This is a genomic window from Ralstonia psammae (assembly GCF_958405935.1).
GTDB lineage: Bacteria > Pseudomonadota > Gammaproteobacteria > Burkholderiales > Burkholderiaceae > Ralstonia > Ralstonia psammae.
Genome location: NZ_CATZBU010000009.1, coordinates 22352 through 46688 on the forward strand (window position 1 = coordinate 22352; position 24337 = coordinate 46688).

The window sequence follows — 24337 nt, forward strand, 5'->3', positions numbered from 1 at the left end:
GATCAATGCATTTGTATTCTAGATGGGGATGTTGTGCAATAGCGCCTATCCCGCCATCCAACCCGCGCCGTCACGTAATGGTGACGGCGCACGCACATGAAGATCCCGCTGTTGTCTCCGTTGTTGTCCCATATCGATGGGTTCATTCGCGCCATGCTGGTGATGGTCGCGCTGGCCCTGTTCTTCCCGGCGCTCGGCGCGAGCGACGGTCCGCTGCGGCTGGACATCGTCACCATCGTCGGCGTGTCGCTCGTGTTCTTCCTGCACGGCGCGGCGCTCTCGCGCGAGAAAATCGTGGAAGGCGCGCGCAACTGGCGCCTGCATCTGTTTGTGCAAAGCTGCACATTCGTCCTGTTTCCGCTGATCGGCGCGGTCATCCTGTTTGTGTGCAAGCCGTTCATTCCGGCCGAGCTGCTGCTGGGCGTGTTCTATCTGTGCGCGCTGCCGTCCACGGTGTCATCGTCGGTGGCGATGACGGCGATGGCCAAGGGCAACGTGCCGGCCGCCATCTTCAACGCGACCATCTCGGGCCTGATCGGCATGATTGCCACGCCGCTGCTGATGAGCTTCGTGATCCAGGCATCAGGTGCGGACCTCTCGGTCGGCAAGGCGCTGCTGGGCGTGGCCGAGCAACTGCTGCTGCCGTTCGTGCTGGGCCAGTTGCTGCGCCCGGTCATTGGCGGCTTCATCAACAAGCACAAGGCGATCATCAACAAGGTCGACCGCGCGGTCATCCTGCTGATCGTGTTCAACTCGTTTGCCGATTCGACGCACGCGGGGGTGTGGTCGAAGTATCCGTGGGAGACCATCGTGGCCGTGGCCGTCATGAGCGGCGCATTGCTGTTCGTTGTGCTCGGTGCGACGACATGGCTGTCGCGGCGCGCGGGCTTCAGCCTGGCCGACGAGATCACCGCCGTGTTCTGCGGCTCGAAGAAGAGCCTGGCGAACGGCGTGCCGATGGCGAAGATCCTGTTTGCCGGCAACCCTGCGCTGGGCCTGATCGTGCTGCCGCTGATGATCTATCACCAGTTGCAGTTGATCGTGTGCTCGACGCTGGCGCGCAAGTATGCCGATCGCGTTTCGCATGCCGAGGCCAGCGCAGGCGCCGCGGCCAGCCGCGCGGCCTGATCAGCGCAAACCCGTCAAACCTGCGAGTTCCGCTTCCGGCCAGTGGTACGTGCGCACCCAAGCGTGCCCGCCATCGGCCGTCTCCAGCCAATCCCGGCTGACCGCCACACCGCCCAGGGCTTCGTAGAAGCCGATTGCGGCGGTGTTCGCCTCGTACACCAGCAGATGCAACTGTGTGATGCCCTGGGCAGCGGCCCAGAGCGCCGCTTCGCCCATCAGGCGCTTGCCCACGCCATGGCCGCGTGAAGCCGGAAGCAGATGCAGGTTGTCGACGAGCGCGCCCCAGGGCGTGTCGTCTTCACGCAGGGCGCAGAGAAAACCGATGGTCTCGCTGCCCAGATCAGCACACCACACGTATTGCCCGGCCACGGGTGCAGTCATGCGTTCACGCCACTTGGCCTGCATCTCTGCGTTGGCCACGCCGTCGAGATACGCGTCAGACAAGATGCCGAGCCCCCGATACGCGTTCTGCCAGCTTCGCGTGTGGATATCGGCGATGGTGCTGGCGTCAGACGCGCCGCCTTCGCGTAGCACAAGCGTCGTCATACGTCAGACGCCCGGGTTGCGCGACAGCGGCGGGTTCTTGGCGAAGTAGGCGCGAATGCCGCGCAGGATGGCGTCGGCAAGCTGGTTTTGGTGACCAAGGTCGTTGAGCTTGGCTTCTTCTTCGGGGTTGGAGATGAAGGCGGTCTCAACCAGGATCGACGGAATGTCCGGCGCCTTGAGCACCGCAAAGCCCGCTTGCTCGACCTGCCCCTTGTGCAGCCGGTTGATGCCGCCAATCTGGTCCAGCACCGCCTTGCCGACCTTCATGCTGTCGGTGATCTGCGCGGTGGTCGACAAGTCCAGCAGCACGCGCGTGACCTGTGCGTCTTTCGAACCGAGATTCGCCCCGCCGATCATGTCCGCGGCGTTTTCCTTGTTGGCCAGCCACTTGGCCTGCGCGCTCGAAGCGCCGCGATCGGACAGAACGAACACCGATGCCCCCCGTGCTTCCGGCGAGAGAAACGCATCGGCATGGATGGAGACGAACAGATCCGCCTGCACGCGGCGTGCCTTTTGCACGCGCACGCCCAGCGGGACGAAGTAGTCGGAATCGCGCGTCATCATGGCGCGCATGTTGGGCTGCGCGTCGATCTTGGCCTTGAGCATGCGGGCAATCGACAGCACCACGTCTTTCTCGTGCGTGCCGGCACCGCCCGTGGCGCCCGGGTCTTCGCCACCATGGCCAGGATCGATGGCGACCGTGAGCAGGCGGCGCATGCGCGGGCCGTTCGACGGTGCGCGCGGCACAGGCTGCTCGGGAACGACCTCCAGCGACGGCGTGTTCGGCGCGTTGGCAAGCGTCGAGGGCGCGTTCGTCGGCGCGGCAGGCGCGGCTGGCGGCGTCTTGCGCGGTGGCGTACGGCTGGCAAGCGCCGGGTGTTGCGGCTCTTCGATCGGCGGCTTGGTCGGGCTGTCGCCGCTGTTGCGGCGCGCCAGCGCGGCGATCGGGTCATCGTCATCCGACGGTGCCGGCATCGGCGTGCCGCCGGACGCAGCAAAGCGTTCCTGCTTGCCCTCGGTGGCCTGCACGAGCTGCATGAGCGGGTCGGGCGGATTAGTCGGGTACAGATCGAACACGAGCCGATTGCGATAACCGGCAATCGGCAGCAGCGTGAACACCTGCGGATTGACGCTTTCCTTCAGGTCGAACACCAGGCGCACGACGCTCGGCCGGTTCTGACCCACGCGCACCTGGCGGATGTACGGATCGTTCGGTGTGATCTTGGCCACCAGCTCGCGCAACGTCGGGTTCAGGTCGAGCCCGTCGATGTCGACCATCAGGCGATCCGGGTCCTTGATGAGCTGATGCGTGGCCCTGAGCGCGACGTCGGACTCGATGGTCACGCGCGTGTAGTCCTCGGCGGGCCACACGCGCACCGCGACGATATTGGCGCCGCGCGCAATCTGCGGGCCCACCAGGCTCAGGATGACCGTGCCTGCGCCGGCCTTCGCCATGCGCGTGAGCCATTGGCGGCGGGCCTGGCTCGGCAGGTGGGGGTCATCCGGATGGTCGGTCGGCAGATGCTTGATCAGCATGGGAACAGGTGTTGCAACGACTGTAGAAGTTGAAGGCCGGTCTGCGTGCGTGCGCTCAGGCGTGCAAGGCGCGGTGCATGCTCAACGCCGTCATCGTAGGTTTCGTGCACAACGTCGACCGATAAAGCGATGTGCAGATCGGGCGTGCCGAGCAGCGCCTGCGCCTTCTCGGGCCATTCGACCAGGCACAGCGCGGGTTCAGCAAAGCAATCGCGGAAACCGGCGTCAGTCCATTCTTCGGGATCGGTAAAGCGGTACAGGTCGAAGTGATAGACCTTTTGCGTGCCCGTAGTTCCGGCAACGTCGTACGGCTCGACCAGCGTATAGGTGGGGCTGCGCACGCGCCCGGTGTGTCCGAGGCCGCGGAGGATGGCGCGCGAGAGCGTCGTCTTCCCAGCGCCCAGATCGCCGGAGAGCTGCACCTGCACGGGCCGCGCGCCCAGTGCCAGCACGGCCTGCGCGAGCGCCGCACCAAAGGCCGACGTGGCCCCTTCATCGACGAGCGAAAGTGTGCGCTCGGCGAGCGGAGAGGTCAGACCAGGAGGCGCATCAGCAGGAAACACGGTGGGCATTGCGTACAATTTGGGCATGTCCGCCACCCCCACGCCATCGCACGAAACGAACCTGGATGCACGCTTGCCAGCCGATGAGGCCGGCATGCACGCGCTTGTGGCGCAGATCCGCTCCTGGGGTGCCGAACTCGGTTTCGATGCGGTCCGCATCGCCGATGTCGACCTGTCGCACGCTGAAGAAGGGCTCCAGACATGGCTTGCGCAGGGGTTTCACGGTGACATGGATTATATGGCGAACCATGGCATGCTCCGCGCCCGCCCGGCCGAACTTGTTGCCGGAACGGTACGCGCCATCGTCGCGCGGATGCCGTATCTGCCACATCTGACCGGTCCGCAAACGGCCGGCAGCGACTGGCGCGCCATCGAGTGGGACCGCCTGCGCCGCCCGGAAGACGCCACCATCTCGCTCTACGCACGCGGCCGCGACTATCACAAGGTCCTGCGCCAACGCCTGCAGAAGCTGGCAGAAAAGATTGCCGGCGCCGTTGGGCCCTATGGCTTTCGCGTGTTCACCGATTCGGCGCCGGTTCTGGAAGTGGCACTGGCCAGCAACGGTGGCCTCGGCTGGCGCGGCAAACACACGCTGCTGCTTGACCGCGATGCGGGGTCGATGTTCTTCCTCGGCGAAATCCTCGTCGACCTGCCCTTTCCCGTGGATCCGCCCGTGGAGGCGCATTGCGGCAATTGCACGCGGTGCATCGACGTGTGCCCCACGCAGGCCATCGTCGCGCCGTACACGGTGGATGCACGCCGCTGCATCTCGTACCTGACCATCGAGCACAAGGGCAGCATCCCGGTCGAGCTGCGCGCGGCGATGGGCAACCGCGTCTACGGCTGCGACGACTGCCAGCTCATCTGCCCGTGGAACAAGTTTGCAGTGCCGGCCAACGTGCACGACTTTGACGTGCGCAACGGACTGGACGCGGCCACGCTGGCCGAGCTGTTCAATTGGACCGACGCCGAATTCAACCAGCGACTGGAAGGCAGTCCGATCCGCCGCATCGGGCACGAGCGGTGGCTGCGCAACATTGCCGTGGCGATCGGCAACGCACTGGACGCCCCGCTGCCGGATGCCACGCGCACGCAACTGACTGCCGCCCTGCGCGCACGCGCTGATGACGCCTCGGAACTCGTGCGTGAACACGTGGCCTGGGCGCTGGCGCAGACGACGTAAGCACTCGCTCGGGTTAGGCACGCCAACGCATCCGGACTGTGATGCGTCTTAAATCTGCTTTCCATATTGGCGCACCGATTGGTTTAAAAACCAAATAATGCGCGCCTAGCACAACACCATGAATGCCTGCTTGACGCGAATGCCGGCAGGCCCTTATACCGCCTAGTACGCAAACGCTTGCGCATCAGGGCAGACACCAATTGTGTGCAAATAAAATATCGGGAAAATGGCGGCCTAATCCCAAACCGCTCACTTCGATGTTTTCCGCTCTTGTTGATCTCCGTCGCGCATTGCAGGCTGCTGTGCGTGCCCGCTCATCCTTGATGGCACGCGCGTGGCGCGGCGGCATCATGGGCGCGATGCTCTGCGCTGCCTGCATGAGCCCGGCATGGGCAACGGTGAACGTCGAGGGCGTGCCATTCGACGACGCCGCACGCGTGGCCGGCCGCGAACTGCTGCTCAACGGCACGGGCCTGCGCTCGGTGTTCGTCATCAAGGGCTATGTGGCGGGCCTGTACCTGCCCGAGCGCGCGAAGAACGCGGCGGTCGTCCTCGGCATGAAGGGGCCGAAGCGGCTGCAGATCCACCCGCTGCGTGATGTGGGCGCCGACACCTTCATCCACGCGCTGAACGACGGCATCCACCGCAACCAGACGGAAATTCAGGTGCAGAGGCTGGCCGACCGCCTGACGCAACTGGAAGACGCGATGCGCCAGATCGGCTCCACCAAGCGCGGCGACACCATCAACTTCGACTACGCACCCGAGGCCGGCACCACCATCAGCATCAATGGCCTGACGCGCGCCAAGGCCATCCCCGGCGAAGATTTCTACCAGGCCGTGCTCAGCATCTTCATCGGCAACAGCCCGGTCGACCGGGATCTGAAAAGCGGGCTGCTCGGAACCTGACAATCTGACGATTGGCTTTTCAGGGTTTCCCCGGTTGCCGCGTGGTTGGTGTTTGCAGTTGTGCTATTCAGCAGTTTCTCCACAAGAACGCAGAACGCACACCAAGCCACAAGGAGGATGACGATGACCCAGGGATCTTTGATCGCCAGCCTGATCGCAGCCGTTGGAACGCTGTTATGCGGGCCGGCGCTGGCCGACAACTACCCGGCCAAGCCACTCAAGCTGATCATTCCGTTTCCGCCGGGCGGCACGACGGACATCGTGGGGCGGGGCGTGGCCGATCAGCTTTCCAAGGTGCTGGGCCAAGCCGTGGTGGTGGAAAACAAGGGCGGCGGCGGCGGTTCGATTGGCGCAGATGCCATTGCCAAGGCCGCGCCGGATGGCTACACGATCGGCATCGCCACCGTCTCCACGCATGCCGTCAACCCGGCGTGCAACCCGAAGCTTTCGTACGACCCGCTCAAGGATTTCAAGCCGATCACCAACCTGGCCACCGTGGCCAACGTGATTGCAGTCAACCCGACCTTTCCGGCCAAGAACTACAAGGAATTTGTGGCGGTCCTGACGGCCAACCCCGGCAAATATTCGTTCGCGACCTCGGGCACCTGCGGCATCGGCCACATGCTGGGTGAAGAGTTCAAGGTGCTGACCAAAACGCAGATGGTCCACGTGCCGTATCGCGGCGCGGGGCCGGCGCTGAACGACGTGCTGGCCAACCAGGTGCCGATCATGGTCGACAACCTGCCCTCGTCCATGCAGTTCATCAAGGGTGGCAAGCTGCGGCCGATCGTGGTGGCGTGGAACAAGCGCATCGATAGCCTGCCCGACGTGCCCACCTTTGCCGAAGTCGGCCTGAAGGACGCAAATGACCCGGCGTGGTACGGGCTCGTTGCACCAGCCGGCACGGCTGACGACATCATCCGCAAGCTCAACGAAGCCTCGGTGAAAGCGCTGAAAGACCCGGCCCTGGTCGATCGATTCCGCGGTGCCGGCGCCGAGCCTGTCGGCAATACGCCGCAGCAATACACGGCCGAGATCAAGCGCGAATTTGACAAGATGCGCACGCTGGTCAAGCAGCAGAACATCAAGCTGGAACAGTAACGCTGGCCGCCTGGGGGCCTGTGCTAGATTCGCAGGATTGTTTTCCAGCGCCGGCCCCTGTCATGCCATCCCCTTTCGACGCCGTTCTCGAAGCGCCCTTCGGCAAGCTGGGCGTGCGCGTGGTCGACGGCGCCCTGCGTGAACTCGTTTATCTGCCCGAAAGCACGCCCACCGTCGGGTCATCGGACGCCTTGATCGCCACGCTGGCCTGCCAGCTCGACGCGTACTACAACAATCCCCGCGCGACGTTCGACATCCCGCTTGCGCCCGCCGGCACGGATTTCCAGCACCGCGTGTGGCATGCCATCAGCGCCATCCCGTGCGGCAGCGTCATCACCTACGGCACCATCGCCCGCCAGATCGGCAGTGTGCCGCGCGCAGTGGGGCAGGCATGCGGCGACAACTGGTTCCCGATCCTCATCCCTTGCCACCGCGTGGTGAGCGCATCCGGCATCGGCGGGTTTTCGCACCACACTGATGGTTACCTTCTGAACATCAAGCACTGGCTGCTGCGCCACGAAGGCGTGATGCTGATATGAGAAAGGCTGTACTGAAAGACGCCGAAGCCCCGATCCTGCCGCCGCAAAGCGCAGATGCCATCCAGCGCTTTTGCGACGCCCTGTGGCTGGAGGATGGCCTCGCCCGCAATACGCTCGATGCGTACCGGCGCGACCTGACGCTTTACGCGCACTGGCTGACCGAGCGCAGCAAGTCCATCGCCGAAACCGAAGACGGTGACCTGGCCGACTACTTTGCCGCCCGCCATGCTGAGAGCCGCGCATCCTCCGCCAACCGGCGCCGCACGGTGTTCAAGCGCTTCTTTCAATGGGCATTGCGCGAGCACGTTGTGACCACCGATCCATCGCGCCTGCTGCCGACGGCCAAGCAACCGCCGCGCTTTCCGAAGACGCTGTCCGAAACGCAAGTCGAGGCACTCATCAACGCACCGGATATCGACACGCCGCTCGGCCTGCGCGACCGCGCGATGATCGAGCTGATGTATGCGAGCGGCCTGCGTGTGTCGGAGATCGTCGCGCTGAAAACGGTGGAAGTGGGCCTGAACGAAGGGGTGGTGCGTGTGATTGGCGGCAAGGGCGGCAAGGACCGCCTGGTGCCGTTCGGCGCCGAGGCCGGCGACTGGCTGCGGCGTTACCTGCGCGATGGCCGCACGGCGCTGCTCGGCGAGCGCACGACTGATGCCCTCTTCGTCACCGCGCGCGGCGAAGGCATGACGCGCCAGGCGTTCTGGTATCTCATCAAACGCTATGCGCTGCTCGCCGACATTCACGCGCCGCTGTCGCCGCACACGCTGCGGCACGCGTTTGCCACGCACCTGCTCAACCACGGCGCAGACTTGCGCGTGGTGCAGATGCTGCTCGGCCACGCGGATATTTCCACCACGCAGATCTACACCCACGTCGCACGCGAGCGGCTGCGCACGCTGCATGCGCAGCACCATCCGCGCGGATAGCGATCGTTCTTCCCTGCCCCGTATGAGCAAGTCCAAGCACGTTTCCGAGACCCCCGCCACGCAGTACCTCAAGGCGCACGGCGTCGCTTTTACCGAACACACCTACGACTATGTCGACAAGGGCGGCACGACCGAGTCTTCGCGCCAGTTGGGCGTGGACGAGCATCACGTGATCAAGACTCTGGTCATGGAAGACGAGCACGCCAAGCCGCTGATCGTGCTGATGCATGGCGACTGCTCGGTCTCCACCAAGAACCTCGCGCGGCAGACCGGCCGCAAGAATGTGCAGCCGTGCAAGCCCGAAGTGGCGCAGCGGCATAGCGGTTACCTGGTCGGCGGCACATCGCCGTTTGGCGTGCGTAAGGCGATGCCCGTGTATGTGGAGGCGAGCGTGCTGGAGCTGGAGCGCATCTATATCAACGGGGGGCGGCGCGGCTTTCTGGTGGGCCTGGCGCCCGGCGTGTTGACGACGGTGCTGAATGCACAGCCCGTCAATTGTGCAAACCCCGATTGAAACGAACGCGCCGGCTGGGGCACGCTTGCCGCCACGCTACAATCGCGCAGCCTGATTTCTCACATTCCATATGTCACCAGTCGTCGCAACCGTCATTTTTACCGTGGCCGCCTACCTGATCGGCTCGATCTCGTTTGCCGTGGTGGTCAGCCGCGCGATGGGTCTGGCAGACCCCCGCACCTACGGCTCCGGCAACCCCGGCGCCACCAATGTGCTGCGCTCGGGCAACAAGAAGGCGGCCATCCTCACGCTGCTCGGTGATGCGGCCAAAGGCTGGCTCGCGGTGTGGCTGGCACAATTGCTCGCACCGCGCTTTGGGGTTGATGAGACTGGCATCGCGCTGGTGGTGATCGCCGTGTTCCTCGGCCACCTGTATCCGGTGTTCCACCGCTTTGCGGGCGGCAAGGGCGTGGCGACCGCGGCAGGCATTCTGCTCGCGCTGAACCTGTGGCTGGGGCTGGCGACACTGGCCACTTGGCTCATCATCGCCGTGTTCTTTCGCTACTCGTCGCTGGCGGCGCTGGTATCGGCAGTGTTCGCGCCGTTCTTCTACGTGCTGATGAACGGCTTCGACTGGATTGCCGGGGCGGTTGCGGTGATGGCCGTGCTCCTCATCGCGCGCCACCGCGCCAATATCGCCAAGCTGCTGGCCGGCAAGGAAAGCCGCATTGGCGAGAAGAAGAAAGCCGCTTAATTTCGCAACTCGGCGCGCACCGAATGCGCGCGCCGATGTTCCCCCGGCGGCCGCCCCGTGTGCCGCCGGATCAACCGCCGAAAGGCGGACATGTCCTGGTAGCCGCACCGCTCGGCAATCGTCGTCAGGCTCAACGTACTGACTTCCAGCAGATGGCACGCGCGCTCCACGCGCAGCCGGTGCAGCAATTGCAGCGGCGACATCCCCACCGTTTTCGCAAAATGCCGCAGCAGCGTCCGCTCGCTGGTTGAGGCGGCGGCAGCGAGTTTTCCGAGATCAAACGGTTCGTGCAGATGCTGCTGCAGGTAACGCCGCGCGCGCAGCACGACGCTGTTGCGCATGGCCGGTTTGCTGCGCAGCCAGATGCCGATGGCCTCTCCGCGTGAGGGGTGGTCGAGCGCCGTATTGCCCAGTGTGCGCGCGAGCCGCGCATCGGCCAGCCGCGCGACCACGCGGTGCATCAGTGCCACGCCATGCTCCATCGCCCGCGCGGTGATGACGTTGCCGCTGCTGACGATGGCCTGCGCCGGCGCGGCTTTCAAATGCGGAAAGTTGCCCTGCAGCCAACCTGAGATCAGCCATGTCACCGTCAGCCGTTGGCCGGCGGGCAGCACGTCGGCCAGCATCGCCACACCGGTGAAGGGCGACGCCACCAGCCGCCCCGCATCCAGATAACGGCGGATCGTGGCGCGCTCCACCTCGAGCAGCGCCAGCCGTTGCTCCATCGTGCCGATGTGGTCGAAATTCAGCGGCGGGACGATCAACGCATCGCCGAGCTGCGTGTCGTCTTCCGGCAGCGCGTCACAACGGCAAGCGAGCGTTTCTGCCGCCGCCTGCCAACGCGCTGGGTCCCGCGCGACGAGCCGCCAGCCGAACACGGTCGCGTTGGCGGCGTTGGCACGCTTGCCGGCCTGCATGGAAGACAGCGCATTGGCCACGCCCAGCGTATCGGCGGCGATTGCCAGCGAGGAGAAAAAGGCGTCGGGAAAGATCAGCAAGTCGATGCTCGGCATGCCGCAGTATAGGCACAAGCTAGGTCAGAGATGGCGGCATTGGCTCCAATTCTGGCGGGAATACCTCTTTCGAATCGAACTCCCCCGATCGACGATGCGACGGTGGCTGCGCGCAGACGCAACCGCCCATAACGACACCGACATCAGGAGACAACGCACAATGCAGCGATTCATGCAGGGATTCGCACGGCGCGGCACGCTTGCCGTGGCCGCGCTTGCGGCGCTGGCCGGCTGCGCAAGCACCGACAGCGGCTGGACCACGCCTTCGGACACGGGACTTTCGGCTGAAATCAGCCGCACCCGCTTCGGCATTCCGCACGTCCGTGCCAATGACTACGCCAGCCTCGGCTTCGGCATGGCCTATGCCTATGCGCAGGACAACGTCTGCCTGCTGGCCGACCAGGTCGTCACCGTCCGCGGCGAGCGCTCGAAGACGTTCGGGCCGGACGGCACGGTCGTGGTGTCGTTCAAGCCGGTGCCGAACACGCAAGCCGATGCATTCTTCAAGAGCGTGTTCGACGAGGCGGGCCTGCGCGCCGGCTACGCACAGATGTCGACTGAAGCGCGCGAGCTGCTGCGCGGCTACATCGCAGGCTACAACCGCTATCTGAAAGACACGCCGGCAGCCAACCGCCCGGCAGCCTGCCGCAATGCCGACTGGGTGCGTCCGCTCACGGTGGCCGACATGATGCGGATGGGCGAAGAAAAGGCCATCCAGGCCAGCGCGGGGGCCATGCTGGCGAGCATCGTCGCCGCACAGCCCCCGGGTGGCGCACCGACATCCGCTGTCATTCCCCCGCATGCCGTCGACACCGCCGCGCTCGACCGCGATCTGCAACTGCGCGACATGCCGATCGGCTCCAACGGCTGGGCCTTCGGCAGAACCGCCACGGATAACGGCCGCGGTGTACTGCTCGGCAACCCGCACTTCCCATGGACGACCACCAACCGCTTCTACCAAGTCCACCTGACCGTGCCCGGCAAGCTGGACGTGATGGGCGCGTCGATTGCCGCCTTCCCCGTCGTCAGCATCGGCTTCAACAAAGACGTGGCGTGGACGCACACGGTCTCCACCGGCCGCCGCTTCACGTTGTTCGAACTCAAGCTGGCCGAGGGTGACCCGACCACCTACCTGATCGACGGCAAGCCGCACAAGATGACCACGCGCACCGTGGCGTTTGACGTGAAGCTGTCGGACGGTCGCATCGAACACCGCACACACACCTTCTACAACACGCTGTACGGCCCCGTGCTGTCGATGCCTGCCGGCGGCATGCCGTGGACCTCGCAGAAGGCCTACACGCTGCGCGACGTCAATCGAAACAACACGCGCTCCATCGATACCTGGCTGCATATCGCACAGGCCAACGACGTGGCGGGCATCCGGCAGGCGATCAGCAACCTCGGCATCCCCTGGGTGAATACGATCGCCACCGACCGCCACGGCCGTGCGCTGTTTGCCGATGTGTCGACCATGCCGGACGTGTCGGCGCAGGCGCTCAAGCGTTGCGCACCGTCGCCGCTGGCCGACAAGCTGTTCAACGGTGTGGGGTTGGTGCTGCTCGACGGCTCACGCAGTGCGTGCAACTGGCAGGTCGATCCGGCATCGCCGGTGCCGGGCCTGGTGGCACCCGCACGCATGCCGGTGCTGGAGCGCGAGGACTACGTCGCCAACAGCAACGACAGCTCGTGGCTGAGCAATCCTGCGCAGAAACTGACGGGCTTCTCGCCGGTGATGGGCTCGGCCGACGTGCCGCAACGCCTGCGCACCCGCATCGGCCTGATCGAGATCGAACGCCGCCTCGCCGGCACCGATGGCCTGCCCGGCAACAAGGTGAACCTGCCGAACCTGCAGGCGATGATCTTCCGCGACGCCAATCTCGCCGGCCACCTCGTGCGCGACGATCTCCTGGCCGCCTGCAAAGCCACGGCCAACCTGGATGCCGATGTGGCCAACGGCTGCGCTGCCCTCGCGCAATGGAACCTCACGGGCAACGTCGATGCTCGCGCGGCGCACCTGTTCCGCGAGTTCTGGATGCGCGCCAAGGACATCCCGCATGTCTACGCAGTCGACTTCAACCCGGCTGATCCGATCCACACGCCACGCGGCCTGCGCATAAGCGATGCAGCCGTGCGCGCGGCCGTGTTCAAAGCGTTGAAGGATGCGGTAGGCGCCGTCCGCACTGCCGGCTTTGCGCTGGATGCACCGCTGGGCATGGTGCAGGCAGCACACGCGCCCGGCGGCGACGTCGCCCTGCACGGCGGAGAAGAGTACGAGGGCGTGCTCAACAAGCTACAAAGCACGCCGATCGGGCCGAAGGGCTTGCAGGTGTATTTCGGCACGAGCTACATCCAGGCCGTCACGTTCGACGACCAGGGCCCGGTGGCCGATGCGCTTCTGACCTACGGTGAATCAAGCGATCCGGCCTCGCCGCATGCGTTTGACCAGATGCGCGAGTTCTCGGCCAAGCGCTGGAACCGGCTGCCGTTCTCGGAAGCCGCCATCGCCGCCGATCCGGCGTTGAAGGTGACCAAGCTATCGCAGTGACAGGTTGCCACGGCCATCGCCCAGAAAGCGCTTATCAACGGTGCGCGCGTGCAGCGCGCTGTACGGCCGTTGATCGTAGCGTGGCAGCAAAACAAAACGCCCCGCATGAACAGTCATGCGGGGCGTTTTTTGTCGGGAATGGCCCGGCTCAGTCGCGGAAGTTATTGAAATCCAGCGGCGTGTCGCTCACGTCCTTGCGCAGCATGGCGATCACGCTTTGCAGATCATCACGCTTGGCGCCGGTCACACGCACTGCATCGCCCTGGATGCTTGCCTGCACCTTGATCTTGCTGTCCTTGATGGTCTTGACGATCTTCTTGGCCAAGTCGCCCGAAACGCCCTTCTTGATCTTGACGACCTGCTTCATCTTGTCGCCGCCGATCTTCTGCTTGTCCTGATAGTCCAGGAAGCGCACGTCAACGTTGCGCTTGGCAAGCTTGTTCATGAGCACATCGTTCACCTGTCCGATCTTGAAATCGTCATCGGCAAACAGGGTCAGTTCCTGTTCCTTGTGCTCGACCCGGGAATCCGAGCCCTTGAAGTCGAATCGCGTCGAAATCTCTTTGTTGGCCTGTTCCACGGCATTCTTCACTTCCACCATGTTGGCTTCGCATACCACGTCAAACGACGGCATCGTATTCTCCTTGCAGACTTGAATTCGGGTTGCTGCGGCGCCTCGCTCGGGGTGCCGCGTACGTCTTGGCTTCTATAATCTCGGCTTTCCCAGCAGATTTAGCGCCATGGCGTTGCTCGACACGCATTATCCCCTAGGCCAGCACAACACGTTCCGTTTTGAGGCCGCTGCCCGGTACGCCGCGCACGTGCGCACGCCGGAAGACATTCCCGCCGCGCTGGCCGACCCGCGCGTGCAGGGCCTGCCTGTGCTGGTGCTCGGTGGTGGCAGCAACGTCGTGCTCACGCGCGATTTCGAAGGCCTCGTGTTGCTGATGGAGATTCCCGGCATCGCGACCGGCCAAAGCACGATCGATGGCCGCGAAGTCCGCACCATCAGCGCTGGCGGTGGCGAATCGTGGCACGGCCTGGTCGCTTACACCGTCGCTCATGGCTTGCCTGGGCTGGAAAACCTGGCGCTGATTCCCGGTACGGTGGGTGCGGCGCCCATCCAGAACATCGGCGCGTACGGCGTCGAGATCAAGGACCGCTTCCACTCGCTGCGCGCATACGACCGCCACGCCGGTGAGTTCGTCACCCTCACCGCTGCCGATTGCGCTTTCGGCTATCGCGACAGCCTCTTCAAGCGCGCCGGCACCGATCGCTACATCATCACCGAAGTCACCTTCGCCCTACCGGTCGACTGGCAGCCCGACACGCACTACGCCGAACTGGCACGCGAACTGGCTGCGCAGAACATCGCCAGCCCGACGGCGCAGAACATCTTCGATGCGGTGGTCGCGATCCGCCGCCGCAAGCTGCCCGATCCGGCCCTCATCGGCAACGCCGGCAGCTTCTTCAAGAACCCCATCGTCGATGCCGCCACGCGCGATGCGCTCGCCGCGCGTTTCCCGAATCTGGTCGGGTACGTGCAGCCGGATGGCACCTACAAACTTGCCGCCGGCTGGTTGATTGATCAATGCGGCTTCAAGGGCCGACAGAGCGGCGCGGTGGGCGTGTATGAAAAGCAGGCGCTGGTGCTGGTGCACCGGGGCGGCGGTAGCGCGGCCCAGTTGATGACGCTGGCGCGCGAGATCCAGGACGCGGTTCATACGCGCTTTGGCGTGCGCATCGAACCCGAACCTGTGGTGGTGTGAAAGGCCCGGCGGATGGGCTCCTTGGGCATCTTGCGCCACATCCCATCCGTATGCGGCCAGGCAGCCCTCGCCTGACGTACCCGCGGTCGACCCAATGGCCTAAAATGGCTGGTTTGACCCTACGACTCCCCTTTTCGCGTTCCATTTCATGATCACCGAAACCTTTGACGGCGTCCGCCTGACCACCAAGGCCAATGTGTACTTTGACGGAAAGTGCGTCAGCCACAGCTTTACCCTGCCCGATGGCACCAAGAAGTCCGTGGGCGTGGTGCTGCCTGCCACGCTGACCTTCGGCACGGCCGCCGCCGAGATCATGGAATGCGTGGGCGGTTCGTGCGAGTACAAGCTCGACGGCACCAATGAGTGGAAGACATCCGGGGCTGGCGAAAGCTTCCAGGTTCCGGCCAACTCGAAGTTCGACATTCGCGTGACTGAGAGCTACCACTACATCTGCCACTATGCCTAAGCGCGCCTAAGCGCCAGCAGCGATCATCTGAAGAGAAAGAGTATGGAAACCATCCTGCAACACGTTCCCGTCGGCCAGAAGGTCGGCATTGCCTTCTCCGGCGGTCTCGACACCAGCGCAGCGCTGCGCTGGATGAAAAACAAGGGCGCCCTGCCCTATGCCTACACCGCCAATCTCGGCCAGCCCGACGAGGAAGACTACGATGCCATCCCGCGCAAGGCCATGGAATACGGTGCAGAGAAGGCCCGCCTGATCGACTGCCGCCCGCAACTGGCCAATGAAGGGATTGCCGCCATCCAGTCCAGCGCCTTCCACATCAGCACCGGCGGCATTACCTACTTCAACACCACGCCGCTGGGCCGCGCCGTAACCGGCACCATGCTGGTCGCCGCCATGAAGGAAGACGACGTCAACATCTGGGGCGACGGCTCGACCTTCAAGGGCAATGACATCGAGCGCTTCTACCGCTACGGCCTGCTGACCAACCCGGCACTGAAGATCTACAAGCCCTGGCTGGACCAGACCTTCATCGACGAGCTGGGCGGCCGCGCCGAAATGTCGGCCTTCATGACCAAGGAAGGTTTCGGCTACAAGATGAGCGCCGAGAAGGCCTATTCGACGGACAGCAACATGCTGGGCGCCACGCACGAGGCCAAGGATCTGGAGCATCTGAACAGCGGCATCCGCATCGTCAACCCGATCATGGGCGTGGCGTTCTGGAAGCCCGAAGTCGAGGTCAAGGCGGAAGAAGTCTCGATCACCTTCGACGAAGGCCGTCCGGTCGCCGTCAACGGCCGCGAAATCGCCGACCCGGTGGAGATGTTCCTGGAGCTGAACCGCATCGGCGGCCGCCACGGCCTGGGCATGAGCGATCAGATCGAGAACCGCATCATCGAAGCCAAGAGCCGCGGCATCTATGAAGCCCCGGGCATGGCGCTGCTGCACATCGCCTACGAGCGCCTGGTGACCGGCATCCACAACGAAGACACCATTGAGCAGTACCGCATCAACGGTCTGCGCCTGGGCCGTCTGCTGTACCAGGGCCGCTGGTTCGATCCGCAAGCCATCATGCTGCGCGAGACCGCCCAGCGCTGGGTGGCCCGCGCCGTGACCGGCACCGTCACGCTGGAACTGCGCCGCGGCAACGACTACTCGATCCTGAACACCGAATCGCCGAACCTGACGTACGCACCTGAGCGTCTGTCGATGGAGAAGGTTGAAGACGCACCGTTCAGCCCGGCCGACCGTATCGGCCAACTGACCATGCGCAACCTGGACCTGATGGACACGCGCGACAAGCTGTCGATCTACTCGAAGGCCGGCCTGCTGTCGCTGGGTACCGCCAACGCACTGCCCCAGCTCGACGGCGGCAAGAAGTAACTGCCTGCCGCATCAAGGCAAAAAGGCCGCTCCGACGTCAATCGGAGCGGCCTTTTTTATGGCGGCAGCCTGATTTTGCTGCGGGCTCAGTAGCGCCCGCAGAGCAGGTATTCCATCAGCGCCTTCTGCACGTGCAGGCGGTTTTCCGCCTCGTCCCACACGACGCTCTGCTTGCCGTCAATGACGGCCGCCTCGACCTCCTCGCCGCGGTGCGCGGGCAGACAGTGCATGAACAGGGCATCGGGTTGCGCGCGCTGCATCATCGCCTCGGTGACCATCCAGTCGCCAAAGGCCTTCTTGCGCGCTTCGTTCTCGGCTTCGTAACCCATGCTGGTCCACACGTCGGTGGTCACCAGATGTGCGCCGTCGCAGGCTTCGAGCGGGCTTTCGAACACATGAACGAACGGCAGAGCGCAATCGGCCACCATGGCCGGATCAAGCTGATAGCCCTTCGGTGCAGAAAAATGGAAGCGGAAGCCGAGAATCTCAGCCGCCTGGATCCACGTGTACGCCATGTTGTTGGCATCGCCCACCCACGTGACGGTCTTACCCTTGATGGGCCCGCGCTGCTCGATGAAGGTGAAGATGTCGGCCAGCACCTGGCAAGGGTGGTACTCGTTGGTCAGCCCGTTGATGACCGGCACGCGCGAATGCGCGGCAAAGCGCTCGATGATCTCCTGCCCGAAGGTGCGGATCATGATGATGTCAGTCATGCGTGAGATGACCTGCGCCGCGTCTTCAATCGGCTCGCCGCGCCCTAGTTGGGAATCGCGCGTGTTCAGAAAGACCGCATGGCCGCCAAGCTGGTGAATGCCAGCTTCAAACGACAGGCGCGTACGCGTGGAATTCTTCTCGAAGATCATGGCCAGCGTGCGGTCGTGCAGCGGGTGCCATGTCTCGTAGTTCTTGAACTTGGCCTTGAGGATCGCGGAACGGTCCAGCAGGTATTCGTACTCTTCCAGCGAAAAGTCCTTGAACTGCAGGTAGTGCTTGATCGAGCTTGGTGGGTTCATAAAACAACGAAGGCGGCCCGCAGATGACGCACCGGGAACATCCCGTAGCACGTCGCCCTAGCCGCCTTGCCTGTTGAAGATTCAGCCCATCATACGGGATCGCCACCCGTTTGGCGAGTTTCGCGCCTGCGCGGGCCGGCTGCCATAAAGGGCGCGTGAAAGGCCGATGAAAGTCTTATATAAGATATAATACTCGCTGCTTCGGATGCCCCAACCGTCCGCAAACCGGCATGACAAGCCGGCCCGTCCGGTTCATGAATCGGCAACCAGGCAAGCGCATCATCCGCACCACAAGTGCACCCCGTTCGAACGTTGCAGCACCCGCGCGGTCGAAGTCGTTTGCAAATCTCCACAGCCCCACGCAGTCCATGGCAGCCAACCCTCGCCAATTCTTTATTCAGGGCGTCACCCGTGACGGAAAGACTTTCCGCCCGAGCGACTGGGCCGATCGGCTGTGCGGTGTGATGGCGCAGTTCCGCCCCGCCGGTGATACCGGAGATCCCCGCTTCACCTACTCTCCCTATGTGCGCCCCGTCATGTCGGGCGGCATCCGGAGCGTGTTCGTCGACGAGCGCCTGCGCGACATCGAACCCAAGGCGCTGGATTTCGTGCTCAACTTCGCGCACGACAACAACCTCCAGCTCGTGGAAGCCTGCATCCTGCCGGAAGGCGGCGCCCCCGCGAAAGGCTAATCTTTCCCCGTTCACCTGATGCAGCGCCTCGCACATTGCAGGCGCGCAGAATGCAAAAAGCCCGTCCGAAGACGGGCTTTTTTTCGTCGGAGCACGACGTTGATCGTCGCGCCATGCCGGCTTGGCCGGCATCACCCGAACTTAGGCAGCCATTGCCTTGATGGCAGCGGACAGACGCGACTTTGCGCGTGCAGCCTTGTTCTTGTGGACGATCTTCTTGTCAGCGATGCTGTCGATCGTGCTTTGAGCAGTCTTGAATGCAGCAGCAGCGGCAGTCTTGTCGCCGGCGGCCACAGCCTTGCGAACGCCCTTGATTGCGGTACGCAGACGCGAGCGCAGAGCCGAGTTGTGAGCGTTCTGAACGACGGCTTGGCGTGCGCGCTTGCGTGCTTGTGCGGTGTTTGCCATGGAAAAATCCCTGAAGAAACGGTAGCAAGCGCCCCGGGAGACACGGAAGGCCGAAGCGCGCAAATTGGTGAAAGACGGCAATTATACGCAGACTTCCGCACTCAACGCAAACCCTGTTGTGAAATCGCCCGGATAACGGCAGATTGCGGCTTTTGCGGCACTTTTGGGCGCATGGCAAGCCGGTCCCTATAATACGGCCGCAATTGTGCCCTCCGGTCACGTCAGTCACGCCGGGCGCGAACCCGGGATGGCGCCGTCGGTCAGACCGCCATCGCCGCGTTTACCTCTCAGCCGGCGCCCAACCAAGCATTCATCTTGAATCTCCTCAAAACACTCGCCACGATCAGCGGCCTGACGATGCTCTCGCGCATCACGGGGCTCATTCGCGAGACGCTGATCGCCCGCGCCTTCGGTGCCTCGGTTTATACCGACGCCTTCAACGTCGCCTTCCGCATCCCCAACCTGCTGCGCCGGCTCTCGGCCGAGGGCGCGTTCTCGCAAGCGTTCGTGCCGATCCTGGGCGAATTCAAGAACCGTCAGGGCGAAGCCGAAACACGCGCACTCGTCGACTCCGTGGCCACGGTGATGACGTGGTTCCTGGTGATCATCTCGGCGCTGGGCGTGATCGGCGCGCCGTTGATCGTCACCGCTGTTGCGACCGGCTTCAAGGAGCACGAGAACCAGGCCTATATCTCGGCGATCTTCATGACGCGCGTGATGTTTCCGTACATCGGGCTCGTGTCGTTGGTGGCGTTGGCGTCGGGCATTCTGAATACATGGCGGCAGTTTGCGGTGCCGGCTTTCACGCCCGTGCTGCTGAATCTGTCGTTCATCGTGGCAGCGGTGTTTGTGGCGCCGCACCTTGAAACGCCCATCTACGCACAGGCCTATGCGGTGATGGTGGGCGGCATCTTGCAGCTTGCCGTTCAGATTCCGTCATTGCGCCGCGTGGGCATGCTGCCGCGTGTGTCGTTCAACGTGCGGGCGGCATGGCACCACCCGGGCGTGCGGCGCGTGCTCAAGCAGATGTTGCCTGCCACGCTGTCGGTATCGGTCGCGCAGATCAGCCTGATCATCAACACCAACATTGCGTCGCGCCTGCCGACGGGCAGCGTGTCGTGGCTGAACTATGCAGACCGGCTGATGGAATTCCCGACCGCGCTGCTGGGTGTGGCGCTCGGGACGATCCTGCTGCCAAGCCTGTCGAAGGCAAGCGCGGACAACAACCGGGAAGAGTACTCGTCGCTGCTCGACTGGGGCCTGCGGCTGACCGTGCTGCTGGCGGTGCCGTCGGCGGTGGGGCTGTTCGTGTTTGGCGCGCCGCTCACGGCCACGCTGTTTCACTATGGCAAGTTCACCGGCATGGACGTCGAGATGACGCGCCAGGCGCTGACGTCGTACGGCGTGGGGCTGATCGGGCTGATCGTCATCAAGATCCTGGCGCCGGGCTTCTATGCGCGGCAGGACATCCGCACGCCGGTGAAAATCGCGCTGGTGGTGCTGGTGGCGACGCAGTTGTCCAACTATGTCTTCGTGCCGATTTTCGGACACGCCGGGCTGGCGCTGTCGATCAGCTTTGGCGCGACCATCAATGCGGCGCTGCTGTTCTTCGGCTTGCGCCGGCGCGGCTATTACCACCCGCTGCCGGGTTGGGGGTTGTTCATCGCGCAGGTGATGTCGGCCGTACTGCTGCTGGCCGGCGTGCTGCTGTGGCTCGCGCACAATTTCGATTGGGTTGGACTGGGCGCCAGGCCGCTCGTGCGCATCGCGCTGTTGGGGGCAAGCCTGGTCCTGTGCGCGGTGGTCTATTTCGGTACACTGTGGCTCACTGGATTGAAGTTTTCCACGTTCCGAAAGAAGGCCATCTGATGACCACTAAAGTCCTCGATTATTTCTCGGCCCTGGTCGCGGACGACGACAGCATCCCCCTCACAGAAACCGCCCTGTCGATTGCGCAGGACGCGTATCCGGACCTGGACCTGCAAGCAGAGCTGGCCGCCATTGACGTGCTGGTCGCGCGGATCAAAAACCGCATCGCCGACGGCACGCCGGCCATCCAGCGCCTGCGCCTGCTCAATCAGTTTTTCTACCGCGAGCTGGGCTTCGGGCCCAATGCAAACGATTACTACGATCCCGAGAACTCCTACCTGAATATCGTGCTGCAGAGCCGGCGCGGCATTCCGATCTCGCTGGCGGTGCTGCTAATGGAGATCGGCCAGCAGATCGGCCTGCCGCTCAAGGGGGTGTCTTTCCCCAACCACTTCCTGGTGCGCATGAGCATTCCTGCGGGCGAGGTCGTGCTCGATCCGTTGACGGGGCAGACACTGTCGAAGGAAGAGTTGCAGGACATGCTCGACCCCTACCTGGAGAAGGAGGGTATCGAAGACCCCAACACGGTGCCGCTCGGGGTGTTCCTGCAAGTGGCCACGCACCGCGAGATCATCGCGCGCATGCTGCGCAATCTGAAGGCGATCTATCTGCAGGAATCGCGCTGGCAGCGCCTGCTGGCGGTGCAGCAGCGGCTGGTGATCCTGCTGCCCGATTCAATTGAGGAAGTGCGCGACCGGGGGTTGGCCTACGCCAATCTGGAATGCTTCCGGCCCGCGCTGGAAGATCTGGAAGCCTACGTGGACGCCCGGCCCGATGCAGCCGACACGGCCAAGCTCAAGGAGCGCATGCCAACGCTGCGCGCCATGAGCAAGAACTTGAATTGACGCCTATTTCGGCGCCACAGCGCCGCGACGGCGCCTGAGCAGCTTCCACAGCCCGCCCAGTGCCAGCGGCACAATCGCTGCGCCCAGGCCGATGAGCACGATCGTGTTCAGGTGCTCGCGGATGATCGGCACGTTGCCGAACAGGTCGCCGGCCAGAACCAACAAGCCAACCCACAGCACGGCGCCGATCATATTGAAGAGCTGGAACTTGGCGAACGTCATCTTCGACACGCCGGCCACGAACGGCGCGAACGTGCGCACCACCGGAATGAAGCGTGCCATCACAAGCATTTTGCCGCCATGGCGCTCGTAGAAGGCGTGTGTTCTAAGCAGCGCTTCGTGATCGAGGAAGCGGATGTGACCGTCGAATACCTTGGGGCCGATCCAGGAGCCGACGAAATAATTGACGGTATTGCCCGTTACCGCGGCAGTCACGAGCAGCACGATGAGCAGCCAGGCGTCCATCTGACCCGCAGCGCACATCGCGCCGGCAATGAACAGCAGCGTGTCACCCGGCAGGAAGGGCAGCACCACCAGGCCGGTCTCGGCAAAGACGATGGCAAACAGCAGCACGTAGACCCACGCGCCGTACTGCTGAATGAGCATTCCCAACGATTTGTCGACATGCAGAACGATGTCGACCAGTTGCATCACGATATCCAAACCAACCCCCGATTGAGCAGCGGGGAATGATACCGGATGTGAATTCATTTTCCCCTTGCGCTTGCGGGGCTTGCGTCGGTGCGCCGCACCGGGCGTGACATTTATAATGCCGCGATGACTTCCGCCCCGACTTCCCGCCGCCCCATCCGCCCGCTTCCCGACCAGTTGATCAGCCAGATCGCGGCCGGCGAGGTGGTCGAACGGCCGGCGTCCGTCGTCAAGGAACTGCTGGAAAACGCGCTGGACGCAGGCGCCACGCAGCTCCAGATCAAGCTGGAGGAAGGCGGCGTGCGACGCATCGCCATCACCGACAACGGTGGCGGCATTCCGGCGAGCGAACTGCCCGTAGCGCTGATGCGGCATGCGACCAGCAAGATCGGCTCGCTGGAGGAGCTGGAATCGGTGGCGACGCTGGGGTTTCGGGGCGAGGCGCTTGCCTCGATTGCCTCGGTGGCGGAGTTGACGCTCACGTCGCGCACAGCCAATGACCCGCACGCCACGCAGATCATTGCACAAACGGGGCGAGCCCAGCCCGCCTCGGGCGGCGTCGGCACCACGGTCGACGTGCAGCATCTGTACTTCAACACGCCGGCGCGCCGCAAATTCCTGAAGACCGAGCAGACCGAGCTGGGCCACTGCATGGAGGTCATCCGCCGCACCGCGCTGGCGCGGCCCGACGTGGCCATCTCCGTACATCACAACGGCAAGCCGCTGGAGCATTGGAACGCTACGCAGGCGGATTCACGCTCGGCGGCCGTGCTCGGTACCGAATTCGCCCGCGCACGCCTGCCTTTCGAAGAATCTGCCGGCGAGCTGCGCCTTTTCGGCTTTGCCGGCCTGCCGACCGCCTCGCGCGGCCGGGCTGATCACCAATTCTTCTACGTCAACGGCCGCTTCGTGCGCGACCGCCTGCTCACGCACGCCGTGCGCAGCGCCTACGAAGATGTGCTCCATGGCGACCGCTTCCCCGCCTATGTGCTGTGTCTGGAGTTGCCGCCCGAAGCGGTGGACGTGAACGTGCATCCGTCCAAGATCGAGGTGCGCTTCCGCGACAGCCGCGCGGTGCACCAGTTCGTCTATCACGCGGTGCAGCGCGCACTGTCGCGCCACGCCGGCGAACAGGGCGACAGCCTACGCACCGACATCGCCGAGGCGCCCGAAGTTGCCGGATTCACGACGCCGCCCTCGCCCATCGACAACACCACACGCTGGATCAATCAGATGGCCGCACGGCAGACGTCGCTCGGCATTGCGCAGCCGCGTGCGGAATATCTGTCGATGATGCGCGGCGATAGCGCGCCAATGCCGTCGAGCCGCCCCGCCTGGATGACCGATGTCCCGAGCGCCGCGACGTTGTTCGATGGCGGCACCGCGACTGCGCAAGCGCCTGCTGCCGCCGTCGCGGAACCTGCTGCTGCGCCACAGGCCGATGACGACGATGCGCACCCGCTCGGCTTTGCCGTCGCCCAGTTGCACGGCATCTACGTGCTGGCGCAGAACACGCGCGGCATGGTGCTCGTCGACATGCATGCCGCGCACGAGCGCATCCTCTACGAACAGCTCAAGACCGCACTGGAAGCCAAGCGCGTCGAAGTGCAGCCGCTGCTGATTCCGGTCACGTTTGCCGCAAGCCCGGTGGAGATCGGCACCGCAGAGGAATTCCGCGACACGCTCACGCTGCTCGGCTTCGATATCTCCGCCGTGTCGCCCACCACGCTGGCAGTGCGGTCCGTGCCAACGCTGCTGCAGAAGGCCGATGCACAAGCCCTCGCGCGCGACGTGCTGCGCGATCTGCAAGCCTACGGCGGCTCACGAGTGCTGGCCGAACGCCAGAACGAACTGCTTGCCACGCTGGCGTGCCACTCCGCCGTGCGCGCCAACCGCCGCCTGAACCTGGACGAGATGAACGCCCTGCTGCGCCAGATGGAAGCCACCGAACGCGCCGACCAATGCAACCACGGTCGCCCGACGTGGATCCAGCTCACCGTAGCGGACCTGGATCGCCTCTTCCTGCGCGGCCAGTAAAT

General features: G+C 64.1%; 24 protein-coding genes. 16 read left to right on the forward strand and 8 right to left on the reverse strand.

Translation table 11 applies throughout. The features are described from left to right. Positions 1-96: 96 nt before the first annotated feature. Positions 97-1128 carry a bile acid:sodium symporter family protein gene (locus R2N16_RS17350; protein ID WP_316667019.1) on the forward strand — a complete coding sequence of 344 codons (1032 nt, stop codon included), beginning with the start codon at positions 97-99 and terminating at the stop codon, positions 1126-1128. On the opposite strand, the gene R2N16_RS17355 is transcribed toward R2N16_RS17350, so the two are convergent. Genes R2N16_RS17355 through tsaE form a run of 3 tightly spaced genes read right to left on the reverse strand, consistent with a single transcriptional unit; the run spans position 1129 to position 3782 of the window. Then, complete coding sequence (locus R2N16_RS17355; RefSeq protein WP_316667021.1) at positions 1129-1674, reverse strand: GNAT family N-acetyltransferase; 546 nt, start codon at positions 1672-1674, stop codon at positions 1129-1131. A gap of 3 nt (positions 1675-1677) precedes the next feature. After that, the gene (locus tag R2N16_RS17360; RefSeq protein WP_316667023.1) at positions 1678-3210 is read right to left on the reverse strand and encodes an N-acetylmuramoyl-L-alanine amidase; all 1533 of its coding nucleotides are present in this window, start codon (positions 3208-3210) and stop codon (positions 1678-1680) included. Continuing rightward, complete coding sequence (gene tsaE / locus R2N16_RS17365; RefSeq protein ID WP_316667196.1) at positions 3204-3782, reverse strand: tRNA (adenosine(37)-N6)-threonylcarbamoyltransferase complex ATPase subunit type 1 TsaE; 579 nt, start codon at positions 3780-3782, stop codon at positions 3204-3206. Before tsaE ends, R2N16_RS17360 begins: the two co-directional genes overlap by 7 nt. Positions 3783-3798: 16 nt before the next feature. Between tsaE and queG the strand changes: the two genes are divergently transcribed. The 7 genes from queG to plsY all read left to right on the forward strand — a co-directional run bounded on the left by queG (position 3799) and on the right by plsY (position 9644). After that, positions 3799-4956 (forward strand): tRNA epoxyqueuosine(34) reductase QueG, encoded by a 1158-nt coding sequence (gene queG, locus R2N16_RS17370; protein WP_316667024.1) that lies wholly within the window; start codon positions 3799-3801, stop codon positions 4954-4956. A gap of 257 nt (positions 4957-5213) precedes the next feature. Further along, positions 5214-5864: a chalcone isomerase family protein gene (locus R2N16_RS17375; protein ID WP_316667025.1), complete on the forward strand. Its 651-nt coding sequence runs from the start codon at positions 5214-5216 to the stop codon at positions 5862-5864. A gap of 123 nt (positions 5865-5987) precedes the next feature. After that, positions 5988-6965 (forward strand): tripartite tricarboxylate transporter substrate binding protein BugE, encoded by a 978-nt coding sequence (locus R2N16_RS17380; RefSeq protein WP_316667026.1) that lies wholly within the window; start codon positions 5988-5990, stop codon positions 6963-6965. A gap of 62 nt (positions 6966-7027) precedes the next feature. Next, positions 7028-7504 carry a methylated-DNA--[protein]-cysteine S-methyltransferase gene (locus R2N16_RS17385; RefSeq protein WP_316667027.1) on the forward strand — a complete coding sequence of 159 codons (477 nt, stop codon included), beginning with the start codon at positions 7028-7030 and terminating at the stop codon, positions 7502-7504. Next, positions 7501-8436, forward strand: coding sequence for a site-specific tyrosine recombinase XerD (xerD, locus tag R2N16_RS17390; protein WP_316667029.1), 936 nt, complete (start codon positions 7501-7503; stop codon positions 8434-8436). Before R2N16_RS17385 ends, xerD begins: the two co-directional genes overlap by 4 nt. A gap of 22 nt (positions 8437-8458) precedes the next feature. Continuing rightward, on the forward strand, positions 8459-8950 hold the full coding sequence (ybaK, locus tag R2N16_RS17395) for a Cys-tRNA(Pro) deacylase (RefSeq protein ID WP_316667030.1): 492 nt from the start codon (positions 8459-8461) through the stop codon (positions 8948-8950). 70 nt (positions 8951-9020) lie between these two features. Then, entirely contained in the window at positions 9021-9644 is a 624-nt protein-coding gene (plsY, locus tag R2N16_RS17400; protein WP_316667032.1) for a glycerol-3-phosphate 1-O-acyltransferase PlsY, read from the forward strand. Here plsY and R2N16_RS17405 read toward each other — a convergent pair. Then, positions 9641-10657 (reverse strand): GlxA family transcriptional regulator, encoded by a 1017-nt coding sequence (locus R2N16_RS17405; RefSeq protein ID WP_316667034.1) that lies wholly within the window; start codon positions 10655-10657, stop codon positions 9641-9643. The genes plsY and R2N16_RS17405 overlap by 4 nt on opposite strands. A 160-nt stretch (positions 10658-10817) precedes the next feature. Between R2N16_RS17405 and R2N16_RS17410 the strand changes: the two genes are divergently transcribed. After that, positions 10818-13205, forward strand: a complete 2388-nt coding sequence (locus R2N16_RS17410; protein WP_316667035.1) for an acylase — start codon at positions 10818-10820, stop codon at positions 13203-13205. Positions 13206-13353: 148 nt separating this feature from the next. On the opposite strand, the gene R2N16_RS17415 is transcribed toward R2N16_RS17410, so the two are convergent. Further along, the gene (locus tag R2N16_RS17415) at positions 13354-13839 is read right to left on the reverse strand and encodes a YajQ family cyclic di-GMP-binding protein (RefSeq protein ID WP_009241389.1); all 486 of its coding nucleotides are present in this window, start codon (positions 13837-13839) and stop codon (positions 13354-13356) included. A 106-nt stretch (positions 13840-13945) separates the two neighbouring features. Between R2N16_RS17415 and murB the strand changes: the two genes are divergently transcribed. From murB to argG, 3 genes are all read left to right on the forward strand, one after another. Further along, positions 13946-14974, forward strand: coding sequence for a UDP-N-acetylmuramate dehydrogenase (gene murB, locus R2N16_RS17420; protein WP_316667037.1), 1029 nt, complete (start codon positions 13946-13948; stop codon positions 14972-14974). 148 nt (positions 14975-15122) lie between these two features. Continuing rightward, on the forward strand, positions 15123-15440 hold the full coding sequence (gene ppnP / locus R2N16_RS17425) for a pyrimidine/purine nucleoside phosphorylase (protein ID WP_316667039.1): 318 nt from the start codon (positions 15123-15125) through the stop codon (positions 15438-15440). Between the two features lie 42 nt (positions 15441-15482). Beyond that, positions 15483-16820 carry an argininosuccinate synthase gene (gene argG, locus R2N16_RS17430; protein ID WP_316667040.1) on the forward strand — a complete coding sequence of 446 codons (1338 nt, stop codon included), beginning with the start codon at positions 15483-15485 and terminating at the stop codon, positions 16818-16820. 86 nt (positions 16821-16906) lie between these two features. Here argG and argF read toward each other — a convergent pair whose 3' ends face one another. After that, positions 16907-17833, reverse strand: a complete 927-nt coding sequence (gene argF / locus R2N16_RS17435; RefSeq protein WP_316667041.1) for an ornithine carbamoyltransferase — start codon at positions 17831-17833, stop codon at positions 16907-16909. A 368-nt stretch (positions 17834-18201) separates the two neighbouring features. Between argF and R2N16_RS17440 the strand changes: the two genes are divergently transcribed. Continuing rightward, complete coding sequence (locus R2N16_RS17440) at positions 18202-18525, forward strand: DUF3579 domain-containing protein (protein ID WP_316667042.1); 324 nt, start codon at positions 18202-18204, stop codon at positions 18523-18525. A gap of 141 nt (positions 18526-18666) precedes the next feature. Here R2N16_RS17440 and rpsT read toward each other — a convergent pair whose 3' ends face one another. Further along, complete coding sequence (gene rpsT, locus R2N16_RS17445) at positions 18667-18933, reverse strand: 30S ribosomal protein S20 (RefSeq protein WP_004631753.1); 267 nt, start codon at positions 18931-18933, stop codon at positions 18667-18669. Between the two features lie 315 nt (positions 18934-19248). Between rpsT and murJ the strand changes: the two genes are divergently transcribed. After that, positions 19249-20802, forward strand: a complete 1554-nt coding sequence (gene murJ / locus R2N16_RS17450; protein WP_316667043.1) for a murein biosynthesis integral membrane protein MurJ — start codon at positions 19249-19251, stop codon at positions 20800-20802. Next, positions 20802-21647, forward strand: coding sequence for a SirB1 family protein (locus tag R2N16_RS17455; RefSeq protein WP_316667044.1), 846 nt, complete (start codon positions 20802-20804; stop codon positions 21645-21647). Before murJ ends, R2N16_RS17455 begins: the two co-directional genes overlap by 1 nt. Positions 21648-21650: 3 nt before the next feature. Here the strand turns inward: R2N16_RS17455 and R2N16_RS17460 are convergent, their stop codons facing one another. Beyond that, the gene (locus R2N16_RS17460) at positions 21651-22310 is read right to left on the reverse strand and encodes a VTT domain-containing protein (RefSeq protein ID WP_316667045.1); all 660 of its coding nucleotides are present in this window, start codon (positions 22308-22310) and stop codon (positions 21651-21653) included. A 114-nt stretch (positions 22311-22424) separates the two neighbouring features. Between R2N16_RS17460 and mutL the strand changes: the two genes are divergently transcribed. Beyond that, on the forward strand, positions 22425-24335 hold the full coding sequence (gene mutL / locus R2N16_RS17465) for a DNA mismatch repair endonuclease MutL (protein ID WP_316667046.1): 1911 nt from the start codon (positions 22425-22427) through the stop codon (positions 24333-24335). The last annotated feature ends 2 nt before the right edge of the window (positions 24336-24337 follow it).

Coding starts and splice junctions, on each gene's coding strand:
- tsaE (WP_316667196.1), bottom strand. CDS start 3,782: ATGCCCACCGTGTTTCCTGCTGATGCGCCTCCTGGTCTGACCTCTCCG.
- R2N16_RS17380 (WP_316667026.1), top strand. CDS start 5,988: ATGACCCAGGGATCTTTGATCGCCAGCCTGATCGCAGCCGTTGGAACG.
- ybaK (WP_316667030.1), top strand. CDS start 8,459: ATGAGCAAGTCCAAGCACGTTTCCGAGACCCCCGCCACGCAGTACCTC.
- murB (WP_316667037.1), top strand. CDS start 13,946: ATGGCGTTGCTCGACACGCATTATCCCCTAGGCCAGCACAACACGTTC.
- R2N16_RS17455 (WP_316667044.1), top strand. CDS start 20,802: ATGACCACTAAAGTCCTCGATTATTTCTCGGCCCTGGTCGCGGACGAC.
- ppnP (WP_316667039.1), top strand. CDS start 15,123: ATGATCACCGAAACCTTTGACGGCGTCCGCCTGACCACCAAGGCCAAT.
- R2N16_RS17410 (WP_316667035.1), top strand. CDS start 10,818: ATGCAGCGATTCATGCAGGGATTCGCACGGCGCGGCACGCTTGCCGTG.
- R2N16_RS17350 (WP_316667019.1), top strand. CDS start 97: ATGAAGATCCCGCTGTTGTCTCCGTTGTTGTCCCATATCGATGGGTTC.
- argF (WP_316667041.1), bottom strand. CDS start 17,833: ATGAACCCACCAAGCTCGATCAAGCACTACCTGCAGTTCAAGGACTTT.
- rpsT (WP_004631753.1), bottom strand. CDS start 18,933: ATGGCAAACACCGCACAAGCACGCAAGCGCGCACGCCAAGCCGTCGTT.
- R2N16_RS17360 (WP_316667023.1), bottom strand. CDS start 3,210: ATGCTGATCAAGCATCTGCCGACCGACCATCCGGATGACCCCCACCTG.
- queG (WP_316667024.1), top strand. CDS start 3,799: ATGTCCGCCACCCCCACGCCATCGCACGAAACGAACCTGGATGCACGC.
- xerD (WP_316667029.1), top strand. CDS start 7,501: ATGAGAAAGGCTGTACTGAAAGACGCCGAAGCCCCGATCCTGCCGCCG.
- R2N16_RS17440 (WP_316667042.1), top strand. CDS start 18,202: ATGGCAGCCAACCCTCGCCAATTCTTTATTCAGGGCGTCACCCGTGAC.
- argG (WP_316667040.1), top strand. CDS start 15,483: ATGGAAACCATCCTGCAACACGTTCCCGTCGGCCAGAAGGTCGGCATT.
- mutL (WP_316667046.1), top strand. CDS start 22,425: ATGACTTCCGCCCCGACTTCCCGCCGCCCCATCCGCCCGCTTCCCGAC.
- R2N16_RS17385 (WP_316667027.1), top strand. CDS start 7,028: ATGCCATCCCCTTTCGACGCCGTTCTCGAAGCGCCCTTCGGCAAGCTG.
- R2N16_RS17355 (WP_316667021.1), bottom strand. CDS start 1,674: ATGACGACGCTTGTGCTACGCGAAGGCGGCGCGTCTGACGCCAGCACC.
- R2N16_RS17415 (WP_009241389.1), bottom strand. CDS start 13,839: ATGCCGTCGTTTGACGTGGTATGCGAAGCCAACATGGTGGAAGTGAAG.
- R2N16_RS17375 (WP_316667025.1), top strand. CDS start 5,214: ATGTTTTCCGCTCTTGTTGATCTCCGTCGCGCATTGCAGGCTGCTGTG.
- plsY (WP_316667032.1), top strand. CDS start 9,021: ATGTCACCAGTCGTCGCAACCGTCATTTTTACCGTGGCCGCCTACCTG.
- R2N16_RS17405 (WP_316667034.1), bottom strand. CDS start 10,657: ATGCCGAGCATCGACTTGCTGATCTTTCCCGACGCCTTTTTCTCCTCG.